This window comes from Sphingomonas xanthus (genome assembly GCF_007998985.1).
Lineage (GTDB): Bacteria > Pseudomonadota > Alphaproteobacteria > Sphingomonadales > Sphingomonadaceae > Sphingomicrobium > Sphingomicrobium xanthum.
Window position 1 is genome coordinate 2,031,824 of record NZ_CP041659.1, and the last position, 25,171, is coordinate 2,056,994.

The window sequence follows — 25,171 nt, forward strand, 5'->3', positions numbered from 1 at the left end:
TTCGTCAGCGAAGCTGAAACGCGAAGATATAGGTGCCGGGTGCGATCGGCTGGCCCGCCACTGGCGCGGGACGGGCATTTGCCAGGCGAACCACATGACCGCCGATAGGCTGGTCTTCGCCCAGAGCCAGCGGAATCGTCTGTCTCCACCCCGGCCCGTCGATCCGGGTAAGGAGGACGAGCCGGCCTGCCCAGACGCATTGCACGCCGGAAGGACAGCGGCTGTCCTCGACCACTTCCTTCGGGGTGAAGACCAGTGGTCCGACCCGGGTCGGCTCGTTCAGCCGCGCCTGGCCATCGCCTCGGATCGGCCCGCCAACGCCAATCGGTGCGTTCGCCGACGTCGCGCAGGCCGCCAGTCCGAGCGACGAAAGCACGCTGAGTGCAAGAATGATGCTCCTCATTGGACCTTTCTTCCACTTGCCGTAATGGACCGCGCATGAACGACGACGAACTGGACTTTAGCCGTTTCCGGCCACCGGTGCGAACTGAGCCCTGCCAGCTTTACCTGATCAGCCCCCAGGCGGTCGGCGGTGACTTCCCGCAGCGGCTTGCGGCCGCGCTGTCCGCGGGCCCGGTCGCGGCGTTCCAGCTACGCGTAAAGGGGATGGAGCAGCATGAGCTTGCAAGGCTCGCCGAGCCGCTTCGCGACATTTGTGCCTCCGCCGGGGTCGCGTTCATTGTTAACGACAGCGTCAGCCTCGCCAAGCGGCTGGATGCCGACGGCGTCCATCTCGGCCAGTCTGACGGCGACCCGCGAGAGGCGCGCGCGCAGCTGGGACCCTCGAAACAGATTGGAGTGACCTGTCATGCGAGCCGGCACCTGGCGATGGAAGCGGGGGAGGCTGGTGCTGACTATGTCGCGTTCGGCGCATTCTACGACACGCTGACCAAGCCGAGCCAGCATCGACCGGAGCCGGCAATCCTTAGTTGGTGGGCGTCGCTGTTCGAGATCCCTTGCGTCGCGATCGGCGGGATCACCCCCGACAATGCAGCGCCACTGGTCGCGGCGGGTGCCGACTTCCTTGCCGTGTGCAACGCGGTCTGGGGGAGCAAGGACCCGGCAACGGCGGTCGCAGCTTTCGAAGACGTTTTGGGCGACTAGCAGCGTCCCGGGCAGCCGGCATCAGCGCGGAACGCCTCCGGAAACTTCGGGGACGCCGAACGTTCGTTGGGAAACCCGCTTGTTTGGCGGGCAATACTGACGGAGAATTTTTTCATGATCCGCGTAGCCCTGGCCGCTTCCGTTGCGGCCCTGTCCCTTACCGCATGCAGCGTCACGGAGACGTCCGAGCAGCAGAATGCGCCTGAAACCGCCCAGTCCGGCCAGTCAGTCGATCCGATGGCGTCCAACGACCAGGATGGACCGACGGTCGCCGAAGACCGGCCGCGGCCCTTGATGCAGGCGCAGGTGGTACTCGACCGGCTAGGCTTCACGCCCGGCGTGGTTGACGGGAAGATGGGCATGTCGACGGTCAACGCGATCAAGGGTTTCCAGGAATCGCGGGGCCTGACCGTGACCGGAGAGCTGGACGAACCGACGGTCCAGGCGCTTTCCCAGTGGCAGTCGATCCCGGCAACACGCATCGTCACCATCCCGCCGGAGTTCGCAAGCGACGAGTTCGTCGATATCCCCGAGGATCGGAAGGCGCAGGCCAAGCTGAACCGCATGGGATATGAATCGCTGGCCGAAAAGCTCGCGGAGCGGTTCCATACGACCGAGGAAGTGCTGGCGGAGCTCAATCCGGAACTCACCGGCTCGGCCTCGCCGGCGCCCGCCGGAAACGACAGCGTGGAGGCGCCAACGATCGCCTACAAGGCCGGAATGCGGCTACGCGTTCCGAACGTCGGCGCCGACCAGTTCGACGCCTCCAAGGTCAAGGACGCGCAATGGGCGGATACGCTCAGGAAGTTGGGCGTCGGCACCAATCAGCCGACCGCTGCAAGCATCGAAGTCGACAAGTCCGAACAGGTTCTTCGCGTCCTCGGCGAGGACGGCAAGTTGCTGGCCCAGTTCACCGCAACCATGGGATCGAGCCAGTTCCCCCTGCCGCTCGGCACCTGGACGATCAAGGGCAATGCCTATCATCCGACCTGGCACTATGACCCTGCGCTGCTGGCCAATGTCCCCAAGTCCGACCCCAAGCTTGAAATCCCGCCCGGACCGAACAACCCGGTCGGGGTGGTGTGGATGGATCTTAGCAAGGAACATTATGGCATCCACGGAACCGATGAGCCGAGCCGCATCGGCCGTGCGGAATCGAACGGCTGCATCCGGCTCACCAACTGGGACGCGGCACGGTTGGCGCAAATGATCCGGCCGGGCACCAAGGCCGTGTTCAGGGCCTGAGGCGACGCGGATGACGGCGATCATCAACCGTATCGGGTGGGTGGTGGTCGCTCTTGTTCTGCTGGGCGCTGCGGCGATCTTCTACTTTGGGATCAACGCCGGTCGCAGCACGGAGGAAATCGCCGTCGCCGATGTTCGACCGATCAACCCGGCGGGAGAAGCCGGACCGTTTGAGATCGGCACCGTGGTGGTCGGCCCGGCCGGTCTGGCGATCCCGGTCGCCGGGGTGAACGCCGAGCAATTGGTCGATACTTTTTCGCAGGCGCGCGCCGGTGGTGCGCGGCGGCACGATGCGATCGACATCATGGCGCCGACCGGCACGCCCGTCGTCGCGGCGGCGCCGGGTCGAGTTGAGAAACTCTTCTACAGCCCGGGCGGGGGCGGGATCACCGCCTATGTTCGATCCGACGACGGCAACTGGATCTACTATTACGCCCACCTCGACCGCTATGCGCCCGGGCTTCGCGAAGGGCAGCGCATTACCCGCGGCACGCCGATCGGCACTGTTGGAGCAACCGGCAATGCCAACCCCGGTGGGCCGCACCTTCATTTCGCGATCAACCGCATGGCTTCGGGTGAGAGTTGGCATGAAGGCACGGCCATCAATCCCTATCCGCTGCTTGCCGGGAAGCCCGCGACGCGTTAGGGGCCGCGACCAGATTGGGCGGCCAGCCGCCCGCGGCTCTTTTTCATCTCTCTGGCATATAGGCGATCATCATGAAGATCAGCGGCGTCGACATTCGTCCGGGCAACATCATCGAATATGAAGGCGGCATCTGGCGCGCCGTGAAGATCCAGCACACCCAGCCCGGCAAGGGCGGTGCCTATATGCAGGTCGAGATGAAGAATCTTATCGACGGCCGCAAAACCAACGTCCGCTTCCGGTCAGCGGAAACCGTCGAGCGGATCCGGCTCGACACTAAGGATTTCCAGTTCCTGTTCGCCGACGGAGAGGACCTGACCTTCATGGATAAGGAAAGCTACGAACAGATCACCCTGCCGCGCGACACGCTGGGCGAGGCTGCGGCGTTCCTCCAGGACGGCATGGACGTGGTGATGGAGCTTCACGAGGAGCGCCCGATCAGCGTGCAGCTGCCAGACACTGTCGAAGCGACGATCGTCGAGGCCGACGCGGTGGTGAAGGGGCAGACCGCTTCGTCCAGCTACAAGCCGGCGGTGCTGGACAACGGCGTTCGCATCATGGTCCCGCCGCACATCGCATCGGGCACACGGATCGTAGTCGACGTCTACGAACAAACCTACGTCCGCCGCGCCGACTGATGGCTGCTTACTCCGGCCTTATTACCGTCATGACGCGCGCCGCCCGCAAGGCGGCGCCGCGCCTCCGGCGCGACTTCGGCGAAGTCGAGCAATTGCAGGTGTCGAGGAAAGGCCCCGCAGACTTCGTGTCTATGGCCGACCGGCGAGCCGAGCAGACGATCATCGAGGAATTGCGCAACGCCCGCCCCGACTGGGGCATCCAGTGCGAAGAATCGGGAATCGTCGAGGGCAATCCCGACAAGCCGCGCTGGATCGTCGACCCGCTCGACGGAACAACCAACTTCCTCCACGGCGTCCCCCATTTCGCCATTTCGATCGCGGTCGAGGACAAGACTCCGGCAGGCAAGCCGGAAATCAGCCACGGGCTCGTCTATCAGCCGATCACCGACGAAAGTTTCTGGGCTGAAAAGGGCCGGGGAGCCTGGCTTCACGACCGGCGCCTGCGCGTTTCGGCGCGCCGAAACCTCGACGAGGCGATGGTTGGCACCGGTATCCCCCATTTCGGCCGCGGCAATGTCGCGAGCTGGTCGCGCATTTTTGGCGCGATCGCTCCCGAGGTGGCCGGCATCCGCCGCATGGGTTCCGCCGCGCTGGACCTCGCGTGGGTTGCCGCCGGCCGCTACGACGGTTTTTGGGAAGAGGACCTCGACATCTGGGACACGGCGGCTGGCATGTTGCTGGTGCGCGAAGCCGGAGGGTTCGTCAGCGACTACCGCGGACAGGACCGGATGGTCGAGCGGCGCCAGTATCTGGCCGCCAATGGCGAGCTTCATTCGAAGCTCCACAAGCTGCTCGCGGGGGCCTTGCGCTAAGGCCTTCTTGCGATTCATTCTCAATGGTTCAGGCGCTTGCCCCATGGGGGGAGGCGTCCTAGAGAGCCGCCAACTGTTCGCCCTTGCGGAGATTTCCCCTTGGCCAGCGTCGCCGCCGGATATTTACCCATCCTGCTTTTCCTTGCCGTCGCGCTTGCCTTGTCGGCAGCGTTCGTCGTCCTGCCGATGGCGGTCAGCCGCCTGACTGGGACGCACAAGCCGGACTCGGAAAAGCTTAGTGAATATGAATGTGGCTTTCCGGCCTTCGAGGACAGCCGCGCCCAGTTCGACGTGCGCTTCTACCTGGTGGCGATCTTATTCATCGTCTTCGACCTTGAAGCGGCGTTCCTGTTCCCCTGGGCGGTCAGCCTGGTGGGCAGTGGCTGGGCGGGCTGGATCGCGATGATGATCTTCCTCGCGGAACTGGGTCTCGGCCTCGCCTATGCCTGGAAGAAGGGGGCGCTGGAATGGGAGTGAGTCCGTTGAACCCTGCCGGCCAGACCCGCGATCCGACCGTCATGTTGCGGCCGGACGAAGTGCCGTTGCTGGACCTGACGCCCGAACAAAAGGCGCGGTTCGAAGCAATGCGCGCCGAGCTCGATGAAAAGGGTTTCCTGGTCGCCAAGCTCGACGACGTCGTCACTTGGGCACGAACCGGGTCGCTGTGGTGGATGACCTTCGGCCTTGCCTGCTGCGCGGTTGAGATGATCCACGTCAACATGCCCCGATACGACCTGGAGCGGTTTGGGGTCGCGCCGCGCGCCAGTCCGCGCCAGTCGGACGTGATGATCGTCGCCGGCACCTTGTGCAACAAGATGGCGAGCGCGCTGCGCAAGGTCTACGACCAGATGAGCGAGCCCAAATATGTCATCTCGATGGGCAGTTGCGCCAATGGCGGCGGCTATTACCACTATAGCTATTCGGTAGTTCGTGGCTGCGACCGGATCGTCCCGGTCGACGTCTATGTCCCGGGCTGTCCGCCGACCGCCGAGGCGCTGCTTTACGGCATCATGCAGCTGCAGCGAAAAATTCGCCGCGAAGGAACAATCGACCGGTGAGCAGCCCCGCACCCCTGATTAAGCCGCGCGACGGCTTCGCGGACGCATATGCCGACGCAATCGGCCCGGCGCTGGTCGCCACCAAGAACGTGGCGGAAGAGCTGACCTTTACCATCGCCCGCGATGCGATCGTCGAGGCGGCGCGGATCGCGCGCGACCAGTTCGGTTATCAGCAGCTGATGGAAATCGCCGGCTGCGACTATCCCGAGCGGGCCGAGCGGTTCGAGGTCAATTATCACTTCTTGTCCGTGACCGAGAACCATCGCATCCGGTTGAAGCTGACGACCGACGAGGACACGCCGGTGCCGAGTCTGACAGGCCTGTGGCCGGTTGCTGGCTGGCTGGAGCGGGAAGTGTTCGACATGTATGGCGTGACCTTTGCCGGCAACCCGGACCTGCGCCGGATCCTCACCGACTATGGTTTTGAAGGCTTTCCGCTGCGCAAGGACTTCCCGCAGACGGGCTATGTCGAGCTGCGCTATTCGGAAGCCGAAAAGCGGGTTGTCTATGAACCGGTGCACTTGCCCCAGGACTTCCGCAACTTCGATTTCCTGATGCCTTGGGAAGGGGCGGAATATCGCCTGCCGGGTGACGAGAAGGCCGCGCCCGAGGCGGCTGGCGCGCCGAGCCCGGTTACGGCTCAGCCAAGCAATTCGCCCAAGGGCAAGGCGCCTCCGCCGACCCCCAAGACGACCAACGAACCGTCGGACACCGGTGCCGGCAAGAAAGCCAATGCCGCCGCGGCCCGTAAAAGCCCTACCGCGCCCAAGGCAAAGGACGATAGCCAGCCGAAGGGGAAGAAGGGATGACCACCCAGACCCTCGACCTGATGGTCGGCGCTCCCGGCGACAAGCCGACTGCGGGCGACCAGACCGTCTCCAACTATACGATCAACTTCGGACCCCAGCATCCGGCCGCGCACGGCGTGCTTCGGCTGATCATGGAGCTGGATGGCGAGATCGTCGAGCGGGTCGACCCGCATATCGGCCTGTTGCACCGCGGCACCGAGAAGCTGATCGAGTATCGCACTTACGCCCAGGCGCTGCCCTATTTCGACCGGCTCGATTACTGCTCGCCGATGTGCATGGAGCACAGCTATGTGCTGGCGGTCGAGAAGCTTATGGGGCTCGAGGTCCCGCTTCGCGCGCAATATATCCGCGTGCTGATGGCGGAACTGACCCGCATCTCCAACCATATGCTGAACCTCGGCGCACACATCATGGACGTAGGCGCGATGACGCCCAACCTGTGGCTGTTCGAGGTTCGCGAGGACACGCTGCAGTTGTACGAGGCGGTGTCGGGCGCGCGGATGCACGCCAATTATTTCCGCGTCGGCGGGGTTCACCAGGATATCCCGGAAAAGGTACTGGCCGACATGGCCGACTTCCTCGACAAGCGCATGCCGCTGTTCGAGGATGCGATCAGCCTGGTCGCCGACAACCGCATCTTCAAGCAGCGCAATGTCGATATCGGCACCGTCAGCAAGGAAGATTCGCTGGCCTGGGGCTTTTCTGGTCCGATGATCCGCGCCGCAGGCCTCCCCTGGGACCTTCGCAAGTCGCAGCCCTATGAGGTCTACGACCGGATGGATTTCGACGTTCCGGTCGGCACGCAAGGCGACTGCTACGACCGCTTCATGGTCCGGGTCGAGGAAGTGCGCCAGTCGGCACGGATCATGCGCCAGTGCCTGAAGGAAATGCCGAAAGGCCCGATTGGCACGCTCGACCGCAAGATATTCCCGCCCAAGCGCGCCGAGATGAAGCAGTCGATGGAAGCGCTGATCCATCATTTCAAGCTTTACACCGAGGGCTATCACGTTCCCGCCGGCGAAGTGTACGTCGCGACCGAAAGCCCCAAGGGCGAATTCGGCGTCTACCTGGTCGCCGATGGCACTAACCGACCCTATCGCTGCAAGATCCGGCCGACCGCGTTCAGCCACCTGCAGGCGATGGACTTCATGATGAAGGGCCACATGCTCGCCGACACCACCGCGGTCCTGTCCGCGATCGACGTCGTTTTCGGGGAGTGCGACCGCTAATGGCTGAGCGCGCTTTCGCCCCTGACACGCCAGAACTCCGCGCCGAGTGGGGCAATTTTGCCTGGGACGAGCCGCGCGCCAAGGCGGCGGCGGACATTCTCACCCGCTATCCGGCAGGGCGGCAGGCTTCGGCGTCGATCCCCTTCCTCGATCTTGCTCAGCGGCAGGTCGGCGAGATGACGGGGAGGCAGGGCTGGTTGCCGATCCCGGTGATCGAGTTCGTTGCGCGCGAACTCGACATGCCGCCCATCCGGGTGATGGAGGTCGCCAGCTTCTACACCATGTTCAACCTGGCCCCGGTCGGTAAATTCCATGTCCAGGTATGCGGCACCACGCCGTGCATGTTGCGCGGTTCGGACGACGTACTGTCGGCCTGTTTCAAGCGCGGCATGAAGAAGGGCAGCACCACGGCGGACGGCCTGTGGACCTTGAGCGAGGTCGAATGCCTTGGCGCCTGCGCAAACGCGCCGATGGTCCAGATCAACGACGATAATTACGAGGACCTCACCGAGGAAAGCATGGGCGCCGTGCTCGACGCGCTGGCCGCTGGCAAGCAACCCAAGATCGGCCCGCAGGTCGACCGCCAGACCAGCGCCCCCGAAGGCGGCCCGACTACCCTGAAGAAGATGGCCGAGCGCAACTACGACTATCGGGGGCAATGGTAATGGTCGGCATCACCTCGCTCACCGACAAAGATCGGATCTTCACCAACCTCTACGGCTTTCAGTCGCCCGAACTGAAGGCGGCGCAAGCCCGCGGGGATTGGGACAAGACGGCCGAGCTGATGAAGCTGGGCCAGGACAAGATCATCGATATCGTCAAGGAAAGCGGCCTTCGCGGCCGCGGCGGCGCGGGTTTCCCGACAGGCATGAAGTGGAGTTTCATGCCCAAGGAGCCGACCCCGGGCCGTCCCAACTTCCTGGTGATCAACGCCGACGAGTCCGAACCCGGAAGCTGCAAGGATCGCGAGATCTTGCGCCATGACCCGCACAAGCTGGTCGAAGGTGCGCTGCTCGCCGGCTTCGCGATGCGGGCGCGAGCGGGCTATATTTATGTCCGGGGCGAATTCATCGTCGAGACCGAAGCGCTGCGCAAGGCGGTCGCCGAAGCCTATGCGGCGGGCCTTATCGGCAAGAATGCGGCGGGGTCGGGCTATGACTTCGACCTATTCGTCCACCGCGGCGCTGGCGCCTATATCTGCGGTGAGGAAACCGCGATGCTCGAAAGCCTGGAAGGAAAGCCGGGCAAGCCGCGCCTGAAGCCGCCTTTCCCGGCCGGCGCCGGCCTTTATGGCTGTCCGACCACGGTCAACAATGTCGAAAGCATCGCTGTTGTCCCAACCATCCTTCGCCGCGGGGCGGAGTGGTTCAAGAGCTTTGGCCGCGAAGGCAATGCCGGGACGAAGCTGTTCCAGATTTCCGGCCATGTGAACAAGCCGACCGTCGTCGAAGAAGCGATGTCGATCCCGTTCCGCGAGCTGATCGACAAACATGCCGGCGGCATCCGCGGCGGCTGGGACAATCTGCTTGCCGTGATCCCCGGTGGATCGTCGGTCCCGCTGGTCCCGGCTGCCGAGATCGCCGACGCGCCGATGGACTTCGACGGGCTGAAGGCACTCGGCTCGGGCCTCGGCACCGCGGCGGTGATCGTTATGGACAAGTCGACCGACATCGTTCGCGCGATCAGCCGCATCAGCTATTTCTACAAGCATGAAAGCTGCGGCCAGTGCACGCCATGCCGCGAAGGTACCGGCTGGATGTGGCGGGTGATGGAAAAGCTACGCACCGGCGACGCGCATGTCTCGACCATCGACCAGCTGTATGACGTCACCAAGCAGGTCGAAGGCCACACCATCTGCGCCCTGGGCGACGCCGCCGCCTGGCCGATCCAGGGCCTTATCCGTCATTTCCGTCCCGAACTGGAGCGCCGCATTGCCGAGCGCCACGGGCATATTGCTGAGGCTGCCGAATAATGCCGAAGGTCACCGTCGACGGCGTCGAGATCGAGGTTCCGCAGGGTGCGACCGTGCTGCAGGCGTGCGAGCTTGCCGGCAAGGAAATCCCGCGCTTCTGCTATCATGAGCGGCTGTCGATCGCCGGCAACTGCCGCATGTGCCTGGTTGAGGTCGCTCCGGGCCCGCCCAAGCCGCAGGCCAGCTGCGCGCTGCCCGCGACCGATGGTCAGACGATCAAGACCGACACGCCGATGGTCAAGAAGGCCCGCGAAGGGGTGATGGAGTTCCTGCTCATCAACCACCCGCTCGACTGCCCGATTTGCGACCAGGGCGGCGAATGCGATCTTCAGGACCAGGCGATGGCCTACGGCCGCGGCCATTCGCGGTTCGACGAGAACAAGCGCGCCGTCGACGACAAATATTTCGGTCCGATCGTCAAGACGGCGATGACCCGTTGCATCCAGTGCACGCGCTGCGTCCGCTTCGCCGAGGAAGTGGCCGGCGTGCCCACCGTCGGCATGCTGTTCCGCGGCGAGGACGAGCAGATCACCACCTATCTCGAAGGCGCCTTCAACTCGGAACTGGCTGGCAACCTTGTCGACCTGTGCCCGGTCGGGGCGCTGCTGTCCCGGCCCTACAGCTTTGAAGCGCGGCCGTGGGAGCTTCGCAAGGTGCCAGGGATCGACGTCATGGACGCGGTTGGCACCAACATCCGCATGGACGTTCGCCAGCGTCAGGTGATGCGCATCCTGCCGCGCATTAACGACGCGGTGAACGAGGAATGGGCGCACGACAAGACGCGCCATCATGTTGATGCACTGGTACGCGGCCGCCTCGATCGGCCGTGGGTGCGGGAAAAGGGCCGGCTGCGGGAGGCGGACTGGGCCGAAGCGCTCGAAGTGTTCGCCAAGCAGTTCAAGAAGGCTGGAAGTAAGGTCGCGGCGATTGCCGGAGACCTGCTCGACGCCGAGACGATGTATGCGGCAAAGGCGCTGCTTGCGGGGGCGGGATCGACGCTGCTCGAAGGGCGGCAGACCGGCCTGGATTATGATGTTTCTTCGCTCGCGGCGGTGCGGTTCAACACGCCGATCGCCGAACTGGAAAATGCCGATGTGATCCTGCTGGTGGGGTCGAACGTCCGTTGGGAAGCGCCGCTGGTCAACACGCGGCTGCGCAAAGCAGTGCGGCGTGGCGCCAAGGTGTTCGCGATCGGCCCGGAAGCCGACCTGACCTACAAGGTCGAATGGCTGGGAGACGACGTGGCGCTGCTGGGTAAGCTGCCCAAGACCGCGGCCGATGCCATCGCCAAAGCGAGCAAGCCGGTGATGATCGTCGGTCCCGCCGCGCTCGGCGCCGGGGCGCTGGGCGCGGCGCTGGCCGCCTCGGGACCGTTCGTGAAGGACGGCTGGAACGGCTTTAACGTGCTGCACACCGCGGCGTCGCGCATGGCCGGGCTGATGCTCGGCTATGCGAGCAAGGGCGGCATCGCCGATATCGAAAAGGCCAAGCCTGAACTGGTGATCCTGCTCGGTGCCGATGAGGTGCCTGCGGCCAATTTCTCCAGCGCGTTTAAGGTCTATGTCGGCCATCACGGCGACAAGGGCGCGGCGCAGGCCGACCTGGTCCTGCCAGGTGCCACCTACGCTGAAAAACATGGCACCTACGTCAATATCGAGGGCCGGGTGCAGCGCAGCGAACGCGCCGCCTTCGCGCCGGGCGACGCGCGCGAGGACTGGACCATCTTCCGCGCGCTTTCGGACCTCATCGGCAAGCCACTTCCGTTTGACCGGCTCGACCAGCTTCGCGCGGCGATGATTGCCGAGGTGCCTGAGCTTGGCATCGATGGCATCGTCGAGATGAAGTGGGCGCCGCCCAAGCTGAAGGCCGATGCCTCGGGTCCTGTCGCTTACCCGATCAAAGATTTCTACCTGACCAACGCCATCTGCCGCGCTAGCCCGACGATGCGTCGTTGCTCGGAAGAACTTGTCCAGGGCCGTCAGTATCTGGAGGCCGCGGAATGACCGCTACCTTCCAAAGCTGGGGAATGACCTACGACTGGGCGTGGTTCACCGCGACCATGATCGGGATCCTCGTCATCGCACTGCCGCTGATGCTGGCGGTGGCAATGGTCATTTATGCCGAGCGCAAGATCTGGGCCGCGATCGCGCTCCGTCGCGGTCCGAACGTGGTTGGGCCCTGGGGCTTGCTGCAAAGCTTCGCCGACGGACTCAAGGTTTTCCTGAAAGAGACGATCATCCCGTCGAGCGCGAACAAGGGCCTGTTCCTGATCGCACCGATGATTACCTTCACCGTCGCGCTGATCGTCTGGGCGGTGGTGCCGTTCGATGTCGGCGTGGTGCTGACCGACATCAATGTCGGCCTGCTCTACATCCTCGCGGCGAGTTCGCTGGGCGTCTACGGCGTGATCATCGCCGGCTGGGCGTCCAACTCCAAATATCCCTTCTTCTCCGCGCTCCGCGCCGCGGCGCAAATGGTTTCCTACGAAGTGTCGATCGGCTTCGTGCTGATCACCGTTGTGCTTTACGCCGGCACCTTCAACCTCACCGAGATCGTGCTTGCGCAGAAGGGCAATGTGCTCGGCATCTTGAATGGCTACGGCTTCAACCCGCTGCTGTTCCCGATGGCGGTGGTGTTCCTGATCAGCTCGATGGCCGAGACCTTCCGTACCCCGTTCGACTTGGTAGAGGCGGAAAGCGAGCTGGTCGCGGGCCACCAGACCGAATATTCGTCGATGAGCTTCGCGCTGTTCTGGCTTGGCGAATATGCCAACGTCATCCTGATGTGCGCGCTGAACGCGATCCTGTTCTGGGGCGGGTTCCTGCCGCCAATCGACTGGGCTCCGCTCTATTATGTCCCGGGTATCCTCTGGCTGTTCGCCAAGATCGGCTTTTTCTTCTTCGTCTTCGGCTGGGTGAAGGCGACCGTGCCGAGGTACCGCTACGACCAGCTGATGCGACTGGGCTGGAAGATATTTCTGCCGCTGTCGCTGCTGTTTGTGGTGCTGATCAGCGGCTGGCTGATGTTCACGCGTTACGGAGGCGGGCTATGATTGCACGCACCATAAAGGCCTTCACGCTATGGGAATTCGTCAAGGCGCATGCCCTGACGCTGAAGTATTTCTTCAAGCCCAAGGCGACCATCAACTACCCGTATGAGAAGGTGCCGCAGTCGCCCCGTTTCCGCGGCGAGCATGTGCTGCGCCGCTATCCTAACGGCGAGGAACGCTGCATCGCATGCAAGCTGTGCGAGGCGATTTGCCCCGCGCAGGCGATCACCATCGAGTCTGAACCGCGCGAGGACGGCAGCCGCCGCACCACCCGCTACGACATCGACATGGTGAAGTGCATCTATTGCGGCCTGTGCCAGGAGGCCTGTCCGGTCGATGCCGTGGTTGAAGGACCGAACCTCGAATTCGCGACCGAAACGCGCGAGGAACTACTTTACGACAAGGCCAAGCTGCTTGCTAACGGCGACCGCTGGGAACAGGCGATCGCCGCGAACCTTGCCGCTGATGCGGCCTACCGGTAGGGGCCGCACACTTCCATGATCGCGCTTTTCGCATTCTATCTGTTCGCGACGCTTACCATCGCTTCGGCGGTGCTGGTGATCTTCGCCCGCAATCCGGTGCACAGCGTGCTGTGGCTGATCGTCGCCTTCTTCAACGCGGCGGGCCTGATGCTGCTGCTCGGAGCCGAGTTCATCGCAATGCTGCTGGTGATCGTCTACGTCGGCGCGGTGGCGGTGCTGTTCCTGTTCATCGTCATGATGCTGGACATCGATTTTGCCGCGCTAAGGTCCGGCTTTACCCGCAACCTGCCATTCGGGCTGCTAATCGCACTGGTCCTGCTGGCGGAAATCATCGTTGCCGTGTCCGCCTGGAAGGCCGGTCCGGTGACTGGCGGCGCGGCGCCCGCGGCGGGAAGCCAGCCGAACATCGAGGCGGTCGGCGAACTGCTCTACACGCGCTTTCTCTTCCCGTTCGAAATCGCCGGCCTGATCCTGCTGGTGGCGATGATCGGAGCAATCGTCCTGACCCATCGAAGCCGCGGCGACGCGCGCGGCCAGAATGTCCCGCGCCAGATCGACCGCAATCCGGATGAAGCGATCCGGCTCGAGCAGCCCAAGGTCGGCGAGGGGGTGACGCTGTGATCGGCCTGACCCATTATCTCGCGGTCGCCGCGATCCTGTTCACGCTCGGTGTGCTCGGCATCTTCCTCAACCGCCGAAACATCATCCTGATGCTGATGGCGATCGAGCTGATCCTGCTCAGCGTCAATCTCAACTTGGTGGCGTTCAGCGCCTTCCTTGGTGACCTGACCGGCCAGGTATTCGCGATGTTCGTGCTGACCGTTGCAGCCGCCGAGGCGGCCATCGGGCTCGCCATCCTTGTCATCTTCTTCCGTCGGCGCGGCTCGATCGCGGTCGACGACGTCAACCGGATGCGTGGCTGATGCACCCGATTCTCCTGATCGTCTTCCTGCCGCTTCTCGCCGCGATCGTCGCGGGACTTGGCGGCCGCCTGCTCGGCAACATGCTGTCGAAGCTCATCACCACCGGTACGCTGTTCATCGCTGCGGCGCTGAGCTGGCCGGTGTTCCTGTCCTACCTCGGCGGCGGCGCCGAGGCGCAGGTCGTCCCGGTGCTGAAGTTCATCGAGAGCGGGGCGCTCAACGTCGACTGGGCGCTTCGGGTCGACACGCTGACCGCGGTGATGCTGGTCGTGGTGACCAGCGTTTCCAGCCTCGTTCACCTCTACAGCTGGGGCTATATGAGCGAGGATCCCTCGCAGCCCCGCTTCTTCGCCTACCTCTCGCTGTTCACCTTCGCCATGCTGATGCTGGTGACCGCGGACAGCCTGGTGCAGATGTTCTTCGGCTGGGAAGGGGTAGGCCTGGCCTCCTACCTGCTGATCGGCTTTTGGTATCACAAGCCCTCGGCCAATGCCGCCGCGCTCAAGGCGTTCGTCGTCAACCGCGTCGGCGACTTCGGCTTCTCGCTTGGCATTTTCGGCACCTTCCTGGTGTTCGGCACTGTCTCGATCCCCGCGATCCTCGAGGCCGCGCCGGGCATGGCCGGATCGACAATCGGCTTTGCTGGCATGCGCATCGACACGATGACCCTGCTGTGCCTGCTGCTGTTCGTTGGGGCGATGGGCAAGTCGGCCCAGCTTGGCCTTCACACCTGGCTTCCCGACGCGATGGAGGGCCCGACCCCGGTGAGCGCGCTGATCCATGCGGCGACGATGGTCACCGCCGGCGTGTTCATGGTCTGCCGCCTGTCGCCGATGTTCGAAACCAGCGAGACCGCGCTGATGGTGGTCACCTATGTCGGTGCGGCGACCGCAATCTTTGCCGCCACTGTCGGCACTGTGCAGAACGACATCAAGCGGGTGATCGCCTATTCGACCTGCTCGCAGCTCGGCTACATGTTCTTCGCCGCGGGCGTCGGCGCCTATGGCGCGGCGATGTTCCACTTGTTCACCCATGCCTTCTTCAAGGCGCTGCTGTTCCTTGGCGCAGGCTCGGTGATCCATGCGATGCACCATGAACAGGACATGCGTTACTATGGCGCGCTCAGGAAAGAGATTCCGCTGACCTTCTGGGCGATGATCGCCGGCACGTTGGCGATTACCGGGGTTGGCATTCTTGGCGTATTCGGCTTCGCCGGCTTCTATTCGAAGGACGCGATCCTCGAGAGCGCCTTCGCCAGCGCCACGGTCCATGGCACCATCGCCTTCTGGATCGGCGCTTTTGCCGCGCTGCTGACAAGCTTCTACTCGTGGCGCCTGATTTTCCTGACCTTCTTCGGTAAGGCCCGTTGGGCGGGCAGCGAACATATCCAGCATGCCGTCCATCATGTCGAAGAACATGAAGACGAAATGGTAGCCGACCATGACAGCGCGGACGATCATGGCGCGGTGACGGTCGAGGGCACTGCGGGCTATCACCCGCATGAAAGCCCGTGGCCGATCCTCGTCCCGCTGGCGCTGCTGTCGCTCGGTGCGATTTTCTCCGGCTTCCTCTTCTATTATCCCTTCTTCGGGACCGAGCAGGGGGCCGCTTTCTGGGCCGGCAGCCTGGTGCATGACGAACATCTGGTCCACGCCGCTCATGAGGTTCCGCTTTGGGTCAAGCTCACTCCAGCGGCGGTGATGCTGGTCGGCCTTGCGCTGGCCTATCGCAACTATATCGCCAAGCCGGGCGCGCCGGCGGCATTCGTCGCCATGTTCCCGGGCCTGCACCGCTTCTTGATGCACAAATGGTATTTCGACGAAATCTACCATCTGCTGTTCGTGCGCCCGTCGCTGGCCCTAGGCCGCTTCTTCTGGAAGCGCGGCGATGAACAGACCATCGACCGCTTTGGTCCGCACGGGGCAGCCTATGCGGTCGGTATCGGGAACCGCGTCACCGCGCGGCTGCAGTCCGGATATGTCTATAGCTATGCCCTTGTCATGCTGCTCGGCCTGATCGGCGCCGCGACCTGGGTCTTCTGGTGGGTGAAATGAGCCAGTTGCCGATCCTTTCCGTCCTGATTGCGCTGCCGCTCCTTGCGGCGGTGGTCGCCCTGTTCCAGTCGGCCAATGGCGCACGCTGGAATGCGCTACTGACCACGCTCGTCAGCCTGGGCCTCGGGGTCTGGCTGTGGGGTACTTACAACCCCGACGGGGCGCAGTGGCAGTTCGTCGAGCGGTTCGAGCTCGGCGGAGGCATTGCCTGGGCGCTGGGCATCGACGGCATCGCCTTGATGCTGATCATGCTGACCCTGTTCCTGATGCCTATCTGCATCGGCGCCAGCTGGCGGGCGATCGACAAGCGGGTGCCCGAATATATGGCGGCCTTCCTGCTGATGCAGGCGCTGATGATCGGCGTGTTTGCAGCGCAGGACCTCCTACTGTTCTACATCTTCTTCGAAGGCGGCCTCATTCCGATGTATTTGATCATCGGCATCTGGGGAGGCGTCGAACGGATCAAGGCCAGCTATAAATTCTTCCTCTACACCCTGGCGGGGTCGGTGCTGATGCTGATCGCCATGCTGGCGATGATCTGGACCGCGGGTACCAGTTCGATCCCCGAGCTGATGGCCTATGATTTCGCGCCCAACCTCCAATGGTGGCTGTGGCTGGCCTTCTTCGCCAGTTTCGCGGTCAAGATGCCGATGTGGCCCGTCCACACCTGGCTTCCTGACGCGCACGTGCAGGCGCCCACGGCAGGCTCGGTGATACTTGCCGGGGTGTTGCTGAAGATGGGGGGCTATGGCTTCATCCGGTTCAGCCTGCCGATGTTCCCGGAAGCCTCGGCCCAGTTCGTGCCGTTCGTGTTCGTCCTGTCGGGTATCGCCGTCGTGGTCACCTCGCTGATCGCGCTGGTCCAGCACGACATGAAGAAGCTGATCGCCTATTCCTCGGTCGCGCATATGGCGTTCGTCACCTTCGGCCTGTTCGCCTTCAACCGGCAGGGCATCGAAGGGGCGATGATCGTCATGCTCAGCCACGGCCTGGTGTCGGGAGCGCTCTTCCTATGCGTCGGTGTCATCTACGATCGCCTGCACACCAGGGAAATCTCCCGCTACGGGGGACTGGCGGACAATATGCCGCTTTATTCGCTGTTGTTCTTGCTGTTCACCATGGCCAGCGTCGGCCTTCCGGGGACCAGCGGCTTCGTCGGCGAATTTTTGAGCCTGGTCGGCACCTATGAAGTGTCGAGTTGGGCGGCGATCATCGCCACGACCGGCATCATCCTCGGCGCCGCTTATATGCTCCTCCTCTACTGGCGCGTTTGCTATGGCAGGCTGGTCCATGCCGATGCGGCGGCAATGAAGGATCTCAGTCTCCGTGAGGCATGGCTTCTCGCGCCAATTGCGGCGGTTGTGCTGTGGATGGGCGTCTATCCGGAAAGCTTCATGAGGCCGATGCGTGCCGATGTCGGCCGGCTGATCGAACGGATCGAACGCGCCAAGCCTGCGGGCGACGCCCATGTCACGGCGGGCAAGCCCGCCGCGGCCCAATCCCACTCAGCTGTGGAAGCGCATTGATGAACTTCGCCGCTATCCTTCCCGAGATCATCCTGACAGTCGGCGCCCTTACGCTGATGATGGTCGCGGCATTCATGGGCCGCAAGGGCAGCAGCCTGTGCAGCTGGGCCGCGGTCGCATTGCTGCTCGGAGCGGCCGTGACGCTGCTCGGGGCGCCGCAGCACGCGGGTCCCCTGTTCGGCGGGTTGATCGAAGCCGACGGCTTCTCGGCCTTCGGCAAGCTCGTCATCTACCTGTGCGCGGCGGTCGCGGTGGTCATGGCCCACAACTGGTTCGAACGCGATTTCGAACATGCCGCCGAATATCCGGTGCTGATCCTGCTTTCGGCGATCGGCATGTCGGTGATGGTTTCGGCGACCAATCTCATGTCGCTCTATGTCGGGCTCGAGCTTCAAAGCCTGTCGGCCTATGTCCTTGCCTCCTACCGCCGCACCGATGAGCGGTCGGCAGAGGCCGGCCTGAAATATTTCGTGTTGGGAGGGCTCGCGTCGGGCATCCTGCTCTACGGCATTTCGCTGATCTACGGCTTTACCGGAACAACCCAGTTCGAGGGCATCGCCGCGGCATTTGAGCGCGAGGGGACTCAGTCGATCGGCCTGCTGTTCGGCCTAGTGTTCATGCTTGCTGGCCTTGCCTTCAAGATCAGCGCGGTGCCGTTCCATATGTGGACGCCCGATGTCTACGAAGGCGCACCGACTCCGGTCACCGCCTTTTTCGCCTCGGCGCCGAAGGTCGCGGCGGTGCTGCTCGGCGTTCGGGTCTGTCTGGACGCGTTTGATCCTGCAATCGACGCCTGGCGGCAAATCATGACCTTCGCAGCGCTCGCCTCCATCTTCCTTGGCGCCATTGCCGCCTATGGCCAGACGAACATCAAGAGGCTGCTTGCCTATTCGTCGATCAATAATGTCGGCTTTGCACTGATCGGCCTCGTCGCCGGTGGTCCCGCCGGCGCCAGCGCCGTGCTTTTCTACATGGCGATCTATGTCGTGATGACGCTCGGGACCTTCCTTTGCGTGTTGCGGATGAAGGGGGAGGATGGCCAGCCGATCGAGACCATCGACAGCCTTTCGGGACTATCGCAGTCCCGCCCCGCCATGGCCGGCGCGATGGCGATGTTCATGTTCAGCCTTGCCGGTATCCCGCCGATGTTCGGTTTCTGGCCCAAGCTGATGGTGTTCAACGCCGCGGTCGGCGAGGGGCTGTACGCTTTGGCCATCGCGGGCATCCTCGGCACGGTGATCGGCGCCTATTATTACCTGAAGATCGTGAAGGTCATGTATTTCGATGCGCCCGCTGCGCCCTATGCCCGGGGACAAAGCGCGATCGAAGGAGGCTTGATCGCGCTGGCCGCGCTGGTCGTCTCGCCGCTCGGCTACCTGCTGATCGGCCCGCTGGGCCAGCTGACCGACAACGCCGCCGGAAGCCTGTTCTGAACCGTATCCGGATCGTCGACCGGCTAGGCTCCACCAATACGGCCTTGCTGGCCGACCGACTTGCGGTGGAAGGCGACTGGCTGATCGCGTTACGCCAGGATGCCGGGCGCGGACGTCATGGCCGCACGTGGGAAAGTGTTGAAGGCAATTTCTTCGGTTCGACCCTGGTCCAGCTTCGTGACGACGATCCGCCAGCGCCGGCGCTGGCACTGCTTGCGGGCCTTGCCTTGATCGAAGCGGTAGAAGTCGCGGCGCCAGGTACCCCGCTGTCGCTCAAATGGCCAAACGACCTCATGCTGGGGGACGCGAAGCTGGCGGGGATCCTGCTGGAGCGGGCGGGGGATCGGGTGGTCGCCGGTTTCGGAGTCAATTTGGCGGGCGCACCCAAGATCGCCGGCCGCAAGACCGCCGCTCTGGCGCCTACTGCGACGATCGCTCCTCAGGCTTTCGCACCGCTGCTGGCAGGAAAATTCGCCCAATTGCTGACAGTCTGGCGATCGGCCGACCCGGCACAGTTCGCCCAAGCCTGGCAGGCCCGCGCCCATCCGATCGGCACGCCGCTTGAGGTCCATAGCGGGCCCGGCGAACGGGTTCTTGGGACGTTTGACGGAATCGAGGCCGACGGGGCGATGCGGCTGCGTAAGGCCGGCGGCGAGGTCGATGTCATTCGCGCCGGCGACGTCCTGCTCGGCTAAAAGTCGGAAATTCCGAACCGCGCCACGCCCTTGTTCTTGCTCGGCGGGTCGAGGACGCTGGTGTCGAGCGCAAGCGGCTCGCCAATCCAGGTTGCGAGGCTGCCATGATCGGCCAGATCGTCATCGGTCAGCGGATGAACCAGGGCGCGAAGTCCCGTTGGTGCAATCATTGCCATGACCCGGTCGACGGCCTTCCTCCTGAAATGCACTTCGAACTGGGGCATCGGATGCGGACCGACTGGTCCGTCGGTCATCCGACCGACGAATTCTATCGGCGGCCCGGCCTGAGCTCCATTCAAGGCCGCGAATTGCGCATGAAGGGCCTCCGCCGCGGCCCGTTCGGCATCGTCGAAATAGACATGGGCATGATAAGGCGGGTCGTCGGTCATCGCCATTTTCTACGTCGGCCAACGCAGTTGGTCGAGTTGTGAAGCGGCACGGACGAGGCTAGGGCATCGCCATGCTGCTTACGATCGATGTCGGGAACACCAATGTCGTCTTCGCGCTGGTCAAAGAGGGCGATATCGTCGCCCGCTGGCGCATCGCCACCGACCCGCGCCGGACGGCCGATGAATATGCCGTCTGGCTTCACCAGCTTCTGGAACTGGAAGGGTTTGCCCGGTCGGACGTCGATACGGTGGCGATCGGCACGGTCGTCCCGCGCGCGCTGCACAATCTCGACGTCCTGGCGCAGAAATATTTCGGGGTAAAGCCGCTGGTGGCGGGGCAGGGGGCGGCATCCTGGCCGATCATGCTCGACGTTCCCGAGCCGCAAAGCGTCGGGGCGGACCGGGTGCTCAACGCGATGGCCGCGCATGCCCTCCATCCGGGAGATCTCATCGTCATCGATTTTGGCACCGCGACAACGTTTGACGTGATCGATTATGACGGCGCCTATAAGGGCGGGATCATTGCCCCCGGCATCAACCTCAGTCTCGATGCGCTGGTTGCGGCCGCGGCGAAGCTCCCGCGGATCGCAATCGCTGCCCCGGCGGATGACAGCCTTGTCGGCCGCACCACCGAGACGCAGATGCTGATCGGCGTTTATTGGGGTTATGTGGCGATGATCGAGGGACTGGTGCAACGGCTGAAGGCCGAAATCGGACGGCCGGTGAAGGTCATCGCAACCGGCGGTCTTGCAATCCTCTTCGACAAGCACACAGGGGCGTTCGATGCTATCGAGCCCGATCTCACTATTCAGGGCCTGGCCCAAATCGCTGCGGGAGCGCGCGCATGACGCCGGGTGAAGAGTTATTGTTCCTGGCTCTTGGCGGATCCGGGGAGATTGGCATGAACGTCAATCTTTACGGTTGCCGGGGCAAGTGGCTGATGGCCGACCTCGGCCTGACGTTTGCGGACACCGATTATCCCGGCATCGACCTGATCCTTCCCGATCTCGATTTTATCGAGCAGCGGATGAAGGACCTCGTCGGCATCGTCCTGACCCATGGTCATGAAGACCATATCGGCGCGCTTCCCTATCTCGCCGCGGACCTCAAGGTGCCGCTTTACGCGACGCCCTTTACCGCGGGATTGATCGCCGGGAAGCTGGAAGAGGAGGGGCTGACCGGACAGGTCAAGCTCAACATCGTCGAGCGCGGCGGATCGATCGACCTCGATCCATTTCGCGTGACCTATGTCGCGCTGGCCCACTCGATCCCGGAAGGCAATGGCCTGCTGATCGAAACGCCCCATGGTAACATCTTCCATACCGGCGACTGGAAGGTCGACGAAACGCCCGTCCTTGGCGAGGCTCCAAGCGTCGAGAGGCTGACCCGGATCGGCGATGACGGCGTGCTGGCGCTGGTCTGCGATTCCACCAATGTGTTCCAGGCCGAACCGTCGGGGTCGGAAGCCGGAGTCCACCAGGGCCTTCATGATGCCGTCGCCGCAGCGCGCGGACGCGTCCTTGTCACCACCTTCGCTTCCAACGCCGCCAGGCTTGAAACCATCGGCCGCGTCGCCAACGAAACCGGACGGCGGATCTGTGTCGCGGGCCGCAGCCTCGACCGCATCCTGCGAGTCGCCAAGGCAACCGGCTATTTGCGGGATTTCCCGGAACCGGTGCGGTTTGACGAGGCGATGCGCCTTCCGCGCGAAGAGGTGCTGATCATTGCCACGGGCGGCCAAGGTGAGCCGCGCGCAGCGCTTGGCCGAATTGCATCCGGACAGCACGAGCTAAAGCTGGGCGAGGGAGATACGGTCATCTTTTCGTCGAAGGTCATCCCCGGGAACGAGATGGCCATCGGACGGATCATGAACGCGCTGGGGGATCTTGGCGTTCGACTGGTTACCGACCGGCAGGCCCATGTCCATGTATCGGGCCACCCCGGCCGACCGGAACTAGTGCAGATGTACCGCTGGATCCGACCTCAGATCGTTATCCCGGTGCATGGCGAGGCCCGACATATGGCCGAACAGGCGCGGCTTGCCCTATCCGAAGGCGTGCCCAGCGCGGTTTATCAGAAGAATGGCGACATCATCCGGCTTGCGCCCGACGGACCCAGGAAAATCGGCGTCGAACGGACCGGACGGCTTGTGCTGGACGGTGACGTTATCCTGCCGGCTGACGGATCGACCATCAACGAACGCCGCAAGATGGCGATCAATGGGATGATTTCCGTTGCCCTGCCGATCGCCCGTGACGGCAAGCTGGCCGGCAAGGCGCTGGTCCGCCCGTTCGGCGTACCGGTCGAAGCTGACCGCGACGATTTCATCGCCGATGCGGCGGATTCGGCGGAACGCGCCTATGATCCGGCGCGCGACACGGACAAGGTCCGCGAGGCCGTACGTCTTGCGGTGCGCCGCTGCGCCACCGCCTGGACCGGGAAGAAACCGGTCGTCGACGTGATGCTGGTAGAGGTGGCCTGATGCAGTGGACGTCGGTCCTGGCGATCTACTTCCTGATCTTCTGCCTGACCGCCTTCCTGATGCTGTCGTTTGGCGTGAAGACGCATGAAGAAGCGGGAATCAGCGTGGTGCCCGGACAGGCCGACAGCGCGCCGCACGATTTCAACCTGCCTCGCCATCTGCTGAAGTCGGCGCTGGTCGCGGCACTGCTGACCGCGCTTTACGTCGCCAATTATGTCTTCGGCTGGATCGGGATCGAGGACCTCGATTTCTACAGCTAGGCTCTAGAGCTTTTTGTCGACGGCCTGCGCCAGGGCGCCATAGAGCTTGCCCATGTCGCTCGACATCAATGTCACGGCGATCATCCCGCCATCGCGCTCGGCAAGGACCCGGCGCAGCATTGATTCGAAATCCTGGACATAATGATTGACCGCGCCGCGGAATTCCGGGTCGCCTTCATACTGTGCAGCGATGGCGCGCGTTTCGGTGCCGTCGAGCAAGCGGACAGCGCGGCGGGTGAACACCCCGCGATTACCCTTGAGGTAATGATTCCAGGCCTTCTCATCGACCTCGTCGCTGAGGATTTTCTGCACGTCGATCGAAGCCGAGTTCATCGAGTCCATCAATACCGAGACACGGCGGGCGAATTCCTCCCCGCTATCCTTCTGCTGGGCGGAGCGACTGCGCTCGATATGCGCCTCGAGCGCCGCCGCGCTCTGGCCGATCGACAGCATCTGCGCCGTCAGCCGGTCTGACGCCTCGCGCGCGGTTTCGACCGCCCGGGCCGCGACCTGGTCGAGCTCGGCGAGCTTGGATTCAACGCTGTCACGCATCGCCTGCTCCAGCGCGGCACGGGTCGCCACGCTGAGTTCGCCCGCTGACTGAGGGATGACCTCGGCAATCGCCTCACGGGCGCGCGCGGCGGCGTGGCTTGCGGCTTCGCGGACCTGGACCAGGGCAGCGACCAGCGCCGGCCCCGTCTCCGCCGACAGCCTGCCAGCCTCATCCCCCGCCGAGGCAATGGCCGCGGAAAGCTCGGTCAACCTTTGTTCGGCCTGGCTGACGCCAAGATCGACCGAGGTCATCAGCGCTGCGAGCTGATCCTGTTGGATCGCCACGGTGGAAGCGCCCGATTCAATCCGGTCCGCGGCTTCGGCTGCCGCGTCGCGCATCGCCTCGACATTGGGCCGGGTCGTTTCGGTCAGTGACGACATGCGAATGGCTGCCGATTCCACCTCGCCCATCGACTGGGCCATTTCGGTCTGCAGCGCGGAGGCGAGCCGGTCGAGACCGCTACGCAGCATCTCGGTACGATCCGCCAATGACCCGAGCGCACCGTCCTGGGTCGCGGTGGTGGCGGCCAGCGCTTCCAGCTCGGTCCGCAATCGCGACAGGTTGGCGTGGACATGGGTCGCACGTTCATCGCCCGATCGGGCGAGGTCGAGAAAGCGCTCGTCGAGCGCGGCTAGCCCGGTGTAAAGGTCGGCCAGGAGGCGCTGCGATGCGCGTTCCTGTTCGGCAATCCTGGTGGTGAGGCCGTCCAGCGCCTGATCGGCGCCGTTCAACCTGTCACCCAATTGTTCGGCGGCGTCGATCCCGGCGCGGGCGATTCCGGCCTGGCTTTGCGATACGAGCGCGGTGACTGCCGCAGCCTGGGTGTCGATCCCGCGGCGGATCTCGGCCAATGCCTCGGCCGTGCGGGCCATCAGCGCGTCGATCGCGCTGCCGGCTTCGCTTCCGGTGTCGGCCAGCCGCTGCGATGTATTTGCGCCGGCTTCGTCGATCCGGGTGAGATCAGCGAGCAATCGTTCCGAAGCCTGGCGGACGACTTCGTCTGCCTCGCGAGTCCGCTCTGCCAACGACTCGACCTGGAGTTCAAAGCCGCGCGCCTGCTCCTTTGCGGAACGGCCCGCGTCTCGCAGCGACTCCGCCATGCGGCGCGCGCTCTGCTCGGCCTGGGGGAGGTCCGCTAAAAGGACGCCAATGTCGGTCCGCGCCGCCTCTGCCGCCCGATCCAGCGCGGCGCCATGGTCGGCCAGCGTGCGCGACCCGGCGCTGAGGTCGGCGGTAATCGCCGAAAGCCGGTTTGACGCTTGGTCGCCGAGGCCCATGAGATCGCCGGCCATGATGCCAAGCGAACGATGATTCTCCGCTATTTGCTGTGACAGGGCGCCGAGCAGGTCTTGAAGGGAGCGGGCCTCGGTCCGCATCGCGATCACCGAGCGGGTAAACTTCTCCGCCTCCTTGCGCCGGGTCCGTCCGAACATCAGCCAGACAAGGCCCATCAATGCCAGCGGACCGGTCAGTATGGCGACCCACTGTGCGACTGCGGGGCTCGACAGGGGCTGATCGGCCAGCACTCGTCCGGCGGACCAGGCCGCGTAAGCCGTCCAAATCAGGGCAAAGACGGCTAGGGCCCAACCCAGCACCTGCCGCCCGCCTTCGGTGGCGACGCTGTCGGGGTCTCGGTTTTCCGACCAGCTGATTGCGTCGAATGGCGCCTCCTGATGGAAGGAATCCCCTTCGGCGACCGGGGTTTCCGGCAAGGAGAATTCGTTCGGGGCGCGCTTCGGGCTAATGCTCATGACCAGGGAGTTTACCACCTTTGCTGGCAGGCGAAAGCGACAATCGGCAACAGTGTGGGGTGGA

General features: G+C 63.8%; 26 protein-coding genes. 23 read left to right on the forward strand and 3 right to left on the reverse strand.

The window, feature by feature from the left end; genetic code table 11:
* Nucleotides 1-4 precede the first annotated feature (4 nt).
* Nucleotides 5-403: a hypothetical protein gene (locus FMM02_RS10240; RefSeq protein ID WP_147494744.1), complete on the reverse strand. Its 399-nt coding sequence runs from the start codon at nucleotides 401-403 to the stop codon at nucleotides 5-7.
* A 35-nt stretch (nucleotides 404-438) separates the two neighbouring features.
* Here FMM02_RS10240 and thiE point away from each other — a divergent pair, with 35 nt between their 5' ends.
* The 20 genes from thiE (at nucleotide 439) to FMM02_RS10340 (ending at nucleotide 19,672) form a co-directional block, all read left to right on the forward strand.
* Nucleotides 439-1,104, forward strand: a complete 666-nt coding sequence (thiE, locus tag FMM02_RS10245; protein WP_147494745.1) for a thiamine phosphate synthase — start codon at nucleotides 439-441, stop codon at nucleotides 1,102-1,104.
* A gap of 114 nt (nucleotides 1,105-1,218) precedes the next feature.
* A complete protein-coding gene (locus FMM02_RS10250) occupies nucleotides 1,219-2,349 on the forward strand; it encodes a L,D-transpeptidase family protein (RefSeq protein WP_147494746.1) in 1,131 nt (376 codons plus the stop codon).
* A gap of 10 nt (nucleotides 2,350-2,359) precedes the next feature.
* On the forward strand, nucleotides 2,360-2,995 hold the full coding sequence (locus tag FMM02_RS10255; RefSeq protein WP_147494747.1) for a M23 family metallopeptidase: 636 nt from the start codon (nucleotides 2,360-2,362) through the stop codon (nucleotides 2,993-2,995).
* A gap of 71 nt (nucleotides 2,996-3,066) precedes the next feature.
* Nucleotides 3,067-3,630 (forward strand): elongation factor P, encoded by a 564-nt coding sequence (gene efp / locus FMM02_RS10260; protein WP_147494748.1) that lies wholly within the window; start codon nucleotides 3,067-3,069, stop codon nucleotides 3,628-3,630.
* Nucleotides 3,630-4,442, forward strand: a complete 813-nt coding sequence (locus FMM02_RS10265; protein ID WP_147494749.1) for an inositol monophosphatase family protein — start codon at nucleotides 3,630-3,632, stop codon at nucleotides 4,440-4,442. The genes efp and FMM02_RS10265 overlap by 1 nt, the downstream gene beginning before the upstream one ends.
* 99 nt (nucleotides 4,443-4,541) lie before the next feature.
* Nucleotides 4,542-4,919: an NADH-quinone oxidoreductase subunit A gene (gene ndhC, locus FMM02_RS10270; RefSeq protein WP_147494750.1), complete on the forward strand. Its 378-nt coding sequence runs from the start codon at nucleotides 4,542-4,544 to the stop codon at nucleotides 4,917-4,919.
* A 107-nt stretch (nucleotides 4,920-5,026) separates the two neighbouring features.
* Nucleotides 5,027-5,500 carry a NuoB/complex I 20 kDa subunit family protein gene (locus FMM02_RS10275; protein WP_147495069.1) on the forward strand — a complete coding sequence of 158 codons (474 nt, stop codon included), beginning with the start codon at nucleotides 5,027-5,029 and terminating at the stop codon, nucleotides 5,498-5,500.
* Nucleotides 5,497-6,309 (forward strand): NADH-quinone oxidoreductase subunit C, encoded by an 813-nt coding sequence (locus FMM02_RS10280; RefSeq protein ID WP_147494751.1) that lies wholly within the window; start codon nucleotides 5,497-5,499, stop codon nucleotides 6,307-6,309. The genes FMM02_RS10275 and FMM02_RS10280 overlap by 4 nt, the downstream gene beginning before the upstream one ends.
* Nucleotides 6,310-6,329: 20 nt before the next feature.
* Nucleotides 6,330-7,538, forward strand: a complete 1,209-nt coding sequence (locus FMM02_RS10285; RefSeq protein ID WP_147495070.1) for an NADH-quinone oxidoreductase subunit D — start codon at nucleotides 6,330-6,332, stop codon at nucleotides 7,536-7,538.
* Nucleotides 7,538-8,203 (forward strand): complex I 24 kDa subunit family protein, encoded by a 666-nt coding sequence (locus tag FMM02_RS10290; RefSeq protein ID WP_147494752.1) that lies wholly within the window; start codon nucleotides 7,538-7,540, stop codon nucleotides 8,201-8,203. The genes FMM02_RS10285 and FMM02_RS10290 overlap by 1 nt, the downstream gene beginning before the upstream one ends.
* The gene (nuoF, locus tag FMM02_RS10295) at nucleotides 8,203-9,510 is read left to right on the forward strand and encodes an NADH-quinone oxidoreductase subunit NuoF (RefSeq protein ID WP_147494753.1); all 1,308 of its coding nucleotides are present in this window, start codon (nucleotides 8,203-8,205) and stop codon (nucleotides 9,508-9,510) included. The genes FMM02_RS10290 and nuoF overlap by 1 nt, the downstream gene beginning before the upstream one ends.
* Nucleotides 9,510-11,513, forward strand: coding sequence for an NADH-quinone oxidoreductase subunit NuoG (nuoG, locus tag FMM02_RS10300; protein ID WP_147494754.1), 2,004 nt, complete (start codon nucleotides 9,510-9,512; stop codon nucleotides 11,511-11,513). The genes nuoF and nuoG overlap by 1 nt, the downstream gene beginning before the upstream one ends.
* Nucleotides 11,510-12,562, forward strand: a complete 1,053-nt coding sequence (gene nuoH, locus FMM02_RS10305; protein WP_147494755.1) for an NADH-quinone oxidoreductase subunit NuoH — start codon at nucleotides 11,510-11,512, stop codon at nucleotides 12,560-12,562. The genes nuoG and nuoH overlap by 4 nt, the downstream gene beginning before the upstream one ends.
* The gene (nuoI, locus tag FMM02_RS10310) at nucleotides 12,559-13,041 is read left to right on the forward strand and encodes an NADH-quinone oxidoreductase subunit NuoI (protein ID WP_147494756.1); all 483 of its coding nucleotides are present in this window, start codon (nucleotides 12,559-12,561) and stop codon (nucleotides 13,039-13,041) included. Before nuoH ends, nuoI begins: the two co-directional genes overlap by 4 nt.
* A 15-nt stretch (nucleotides 13,042-13,056) precedes the next feature.
* Nucleotides 13,057-13,662 carry an NADH-quinone oxidoreductase subunit J gene (locus FMM02_RS10315; RefSeq protein WP_147494757.1) on the forward strand — a complete coding sequence of 202 codons (606 nt, stop codon included), beginning with the start codon at nucleotides 13,057-13,059 and terminating at the stop codon, nucleotides 13,660-13,662.
* Nucleotides 13,659-13,964, forward strand: coding sequence for an NADH-quinone oxidoreductase subunit NuoK (gene nuoK / locus FMM02_RS10320; RefSeq protein WP_147494758.1), 306 nt, complete (start codon nucleotides 13,659-13,661; stop codon nucleotides 13,962-13,964). Before FMM02_RS10315 ends, nuoK begins: the two co-directional genes overlap by 4 nt.
* Entirely contained in the window at nucleotides 13,964-16,018 is a 2,055-nt protein-coding gene (nuoL, locus tag FMM02_RS10325) for an NADH-quinone oxidoreductase subunit L (RefSeq protein WP_147494759.1), read from the forward strand. Before nuoK ends, nuoL begins: the two co-directional genes overlap by 1 nt.
* Nucleotides 16,015-17,544 carry an NADH-quinone oxidoreductase subunit M gene (locus FMM02_RS10330; RefSeq protein ID WP_147494760.1) on the forward strand — a complete coding sequence of 510 codons (1,530 nt, stop codon included), beginning with the start codon at nucleotides 16,015-16,017 and terminating at the stop codon, nucleotides 17,542-17,544. Before nuoL ends, FMM02_RS10330 begins: the two co-directional genes overlap by 4 nt.
* The gene (gene nuoN, locus FMM02_RS10335) at nucleotides 17,544-18,977 is read left to right on the forward strand and encodes an NADH-quinone oxidoreductase subunit NuoN (protein ID WP_147494761.1); all 1,434 of its coding nucleotides are present in this window, start codon (nucleotides 17,544-17,546) and stop codon (nucleotides 18,975-18,977) included. The genes FMM02_RS10330 and nuoN overlap by 1 nt, the downstream gene beginning before the upstream one ends.
* 11 nt (nucleotides 18,978-18,988) lie before the next feature.
* Nucleotides 18,989-19,672 (forward strand): biotin--[acetyl-CoA-carboxylase] ligase, encoded by a 684-nt coding sequence (locus tag FMM02_RS10340; RefSeq protein ID WP_281288896.1) that lies wholly within the window; start codon nucleotides 18,989-18,991, stop codon nucleotides 19,670-19,672.
* Here FMM02_RS10340 and FMM02_RS10345 read toward each other — a convergent pair.
* The gene (locus tag FMM02_RS10345; protein ID WP_147494762.1) at nucleotides 19,669-20,061 is read right to left on the reverse strand and encodes a DOPA 4,5-dioxygenase family protein; all 393 of its coding nucleotides are present in this window, start codon (nucleotides 20,059-20,061) and stop codon (nucleotides 19,669-19,671) included. The two genes, FMM02_RS10340 and FMM02_RS10345, sit on opposite strands and share 4 nt — an antisense overlap.
* 71 nt (nucleotides 20,062-20,132) lie before the next feature.
* On the opposite strand from FMM02_RS10345, the gene FMM02_RS10350 reads away from it, so the two are divergent.
* The 3 genes from FMM02_RS10350 to FMM02_RS10360 are packed head-to-tail and all read left to right on the forward strand — an operon-like array spanning nucleotide 20,133 to nucleotide 22,803.
* Nucleotides 20,133-20,909 carry a type III pantothenate kinase gene (locus tag FMM02_RS10350; RefSeq protein ID WP_147494763.1) on the forward strand — a complete coding sequence of 259 codons (777 nt, stop codon included), beginning with the start codon at nucleotides 20,133-20,135 and terminating at the stop codon, nucleotides 20,907-20,909.
* Nucleotides 20,906-22,543 carry a ribonuclease J gene (locus FMM02_RS10355; protein ID WP_147494764.1) on the forward strand — a complete coding sequence of 546 codons (1,638 nt, stop codon included), beginning with the start codon at nucleotides 20,906-20,908 and terminating at the stop codon, nucleotides 22,541-22,543. Before FMM02_RS10350 ends, FMM02_RS10355 begins: the two co-directional genes overlap by 4 nt.
* The gene (locus tag FMM02_RS10360) at nucleotides 22,543-22,803 is read left to right on the forward strand and encodes a DUF1467 family protein (RefSeq protein WP_147494765.1); all 261 of its coding nucleotides are present in this window, start codon (nucleotides 22,543-22,545) and stop codon (nucleotides 22,801-22,803) included. Before FMM02_RS10355 ends, FMM02_RS10360 begins: the two co-directional genes overlap by 1 nt.
* Before the next feature lie 3 nt (nucleotides 22,804-22,806).
* On the opposite strand, the gene FMM02_RS10365 is transcribed toward FMM02_RS10360, so the two are convergent.
* A complete protein-coding gene (locus FMM02_RS10365) occupies nucleotides 22,807-25,107 on the reverse strand; it encodes a coiled-coil domain-containing protein (RefSeq protein WP_147494766.1) in 2,301 nt (766 codons plus the stop codon).
* Between the last annotated feature and the right edge of the window lie 64 nt (nucleotides 25,108-25,171).

Excerpts from the sequence above, each read along its gene's own strand:
- FMM02_RS10240 (WP_147494744.1), bottom strand. The coding sequence starts at position 403 with ATGAGGAGCATCATTCTTGCACTCAGCGTGCTTTCGTCGCTCGGACTG.
- thiE (WP_147494745.1), top strand. The coding sequence starts at position 439 with ATGAACGACGACGAACTGGACTTTAGCCGTTTCCGGCCACCGGTGCGA.
- FMM02_RS10250 (WP_147494746.1), top strand. The coding sequence starts at position 1,219 with ATGATCCGCGTAGCCCTGGCCGCTTCCGTTGCGGCCCTGTCCCTTACC.
- FMM02_RS10255 (WP_147494747.1), top strand. The coding sequence starts at position 2,360 with ATGACGGCGATCATCAACCGTATCGGGTGGGTGGTGGTCGCTCTTGTT.
- efp (WP_147494748.1), top strand. The coding sequence starts at position 3,067 with ATGAAGATCAGCGGCGTCGACATTCGTCCGGGCAACATCATCGAATAT.
- FMM02_RS10265 (WP_147494749.1), top strand. The coding sequence starts at position 3,630 with ATGGCTGCTTACTCCGGCCTTATTACCGTCATGACGCGCGCCGCCCGC.
- FMM02_RS10275 (WP_147495069.1), top strand. The coding sequence starts at position 5,027 with ATGCGCGCCGAGCTCGATGAAAAGGGTTTCCTGGTCGCCAAGCTCGAC.
- FMM02_RS10285 (WP_147495070.1), top strand. The coding sequence starts at position 6,330 with ATGGTCGGCGCTCCCGGCGACAAGCCGACTGCGGGCGACCAGACCGTC.
- FMM02_RS10290 (WP_147494752.1), top strand. The coding sequence starts at position 7,538 with ATGGCTGAGCGCGCTTTCGCCCCTGACACGCCAGAACTCCGCGCCGAG.
- nuoF (WP_147494753.1), top strand. The coding sequence starts at position 8,203 with ATGGTCGGCATCACCTCGCTCACCGACAAAGATCGGATCTTCACCAAC.
- nuoG (WP_147494754.1), top strand. The coding sequence starts at position 9,510 with ATGCCGAAGGTCACCGTCGACGGCGTCGAGATCGAGGTTCCGCAGGGT.
- nuoH (WP_147494755.1), top strand. The coding sequence starts at position 11,510 with ATGACCGCTACCTTCCAAAGCTGGGGAATGACCTACGACTGGGCGTGG.
- nuoI (WP_147494756.1), top strand. The coding sequence starts at position 12,559 with ATGATTGCACGCACCATAAAGGCCTTCACGCTATGGGAATTCGTCAAG.
- FMM02_RS10315 (WP_147494757.1), top strand. The coding sequence starts at position 13,057 with ATGATCGCGCTTTTCGCATTCTATCTGTTCGCGACGCTTACCATCGCT.
- nuoL (WP_147494759.1), top strand. The coding sequence starts at position 13,964 with ATGCACCCGATTCTCCTGATCGTCTTCCTGCCGCTTCTCGCCGCGATC.
- FMM02_RS10330 (WP_147494760.1), top strand. The coding sequence starts at position 16,015 with ATGAGCCAGTTGCCGATCCTTTCCGTCCTGATTGCGCTGCCGCTCCTT.
- nuoN (WP_147494761.1), top strand. The coding sequence starts at position 17,544 with ATGAACTTCGCCGCTATCCTTCCCGAGATCATCCTGACAGTCGGCGCC.
- FMM02_RS10345 (WP_147494762.1), bottom strand. The coding sequence starts at position 20,061 with ATGACCGACGACCCGCCTTATCATGCCCATGTCTATTTCGACGATGCC.
- FMM02_RS10350 (WP_147494763.1), top strand. The coding sequence starts at position 20,133 with ATGCTGCTTACGATCGATGTCGGGAACACCAATGTCGTCTTCGCGCTG.
- FMM02_RS10355 (WP_147494764.1), top strand. The coding sequence starts at position 20,906 with ATGACGCCGGGTGAAGAGTTATTGTTCCTGGCTCTTGGCGGATCCGGG.
- FMM02_RS10360 (WP_147494765.1), top strand. The coding sequence starts at position 22,543 with ATGCAGTGGACGTCGGTCCTGGCGATCTACTTCCTGATCTTCTGCCTG.
- FMM02_RS10365 (WP_147494766.1), bottom strand. The coding sequence starts at position 25,107 with ATGAGCATTAGCCCGAAGCGCGCCCCGAACGAATTCTCCTTGCCGGAA.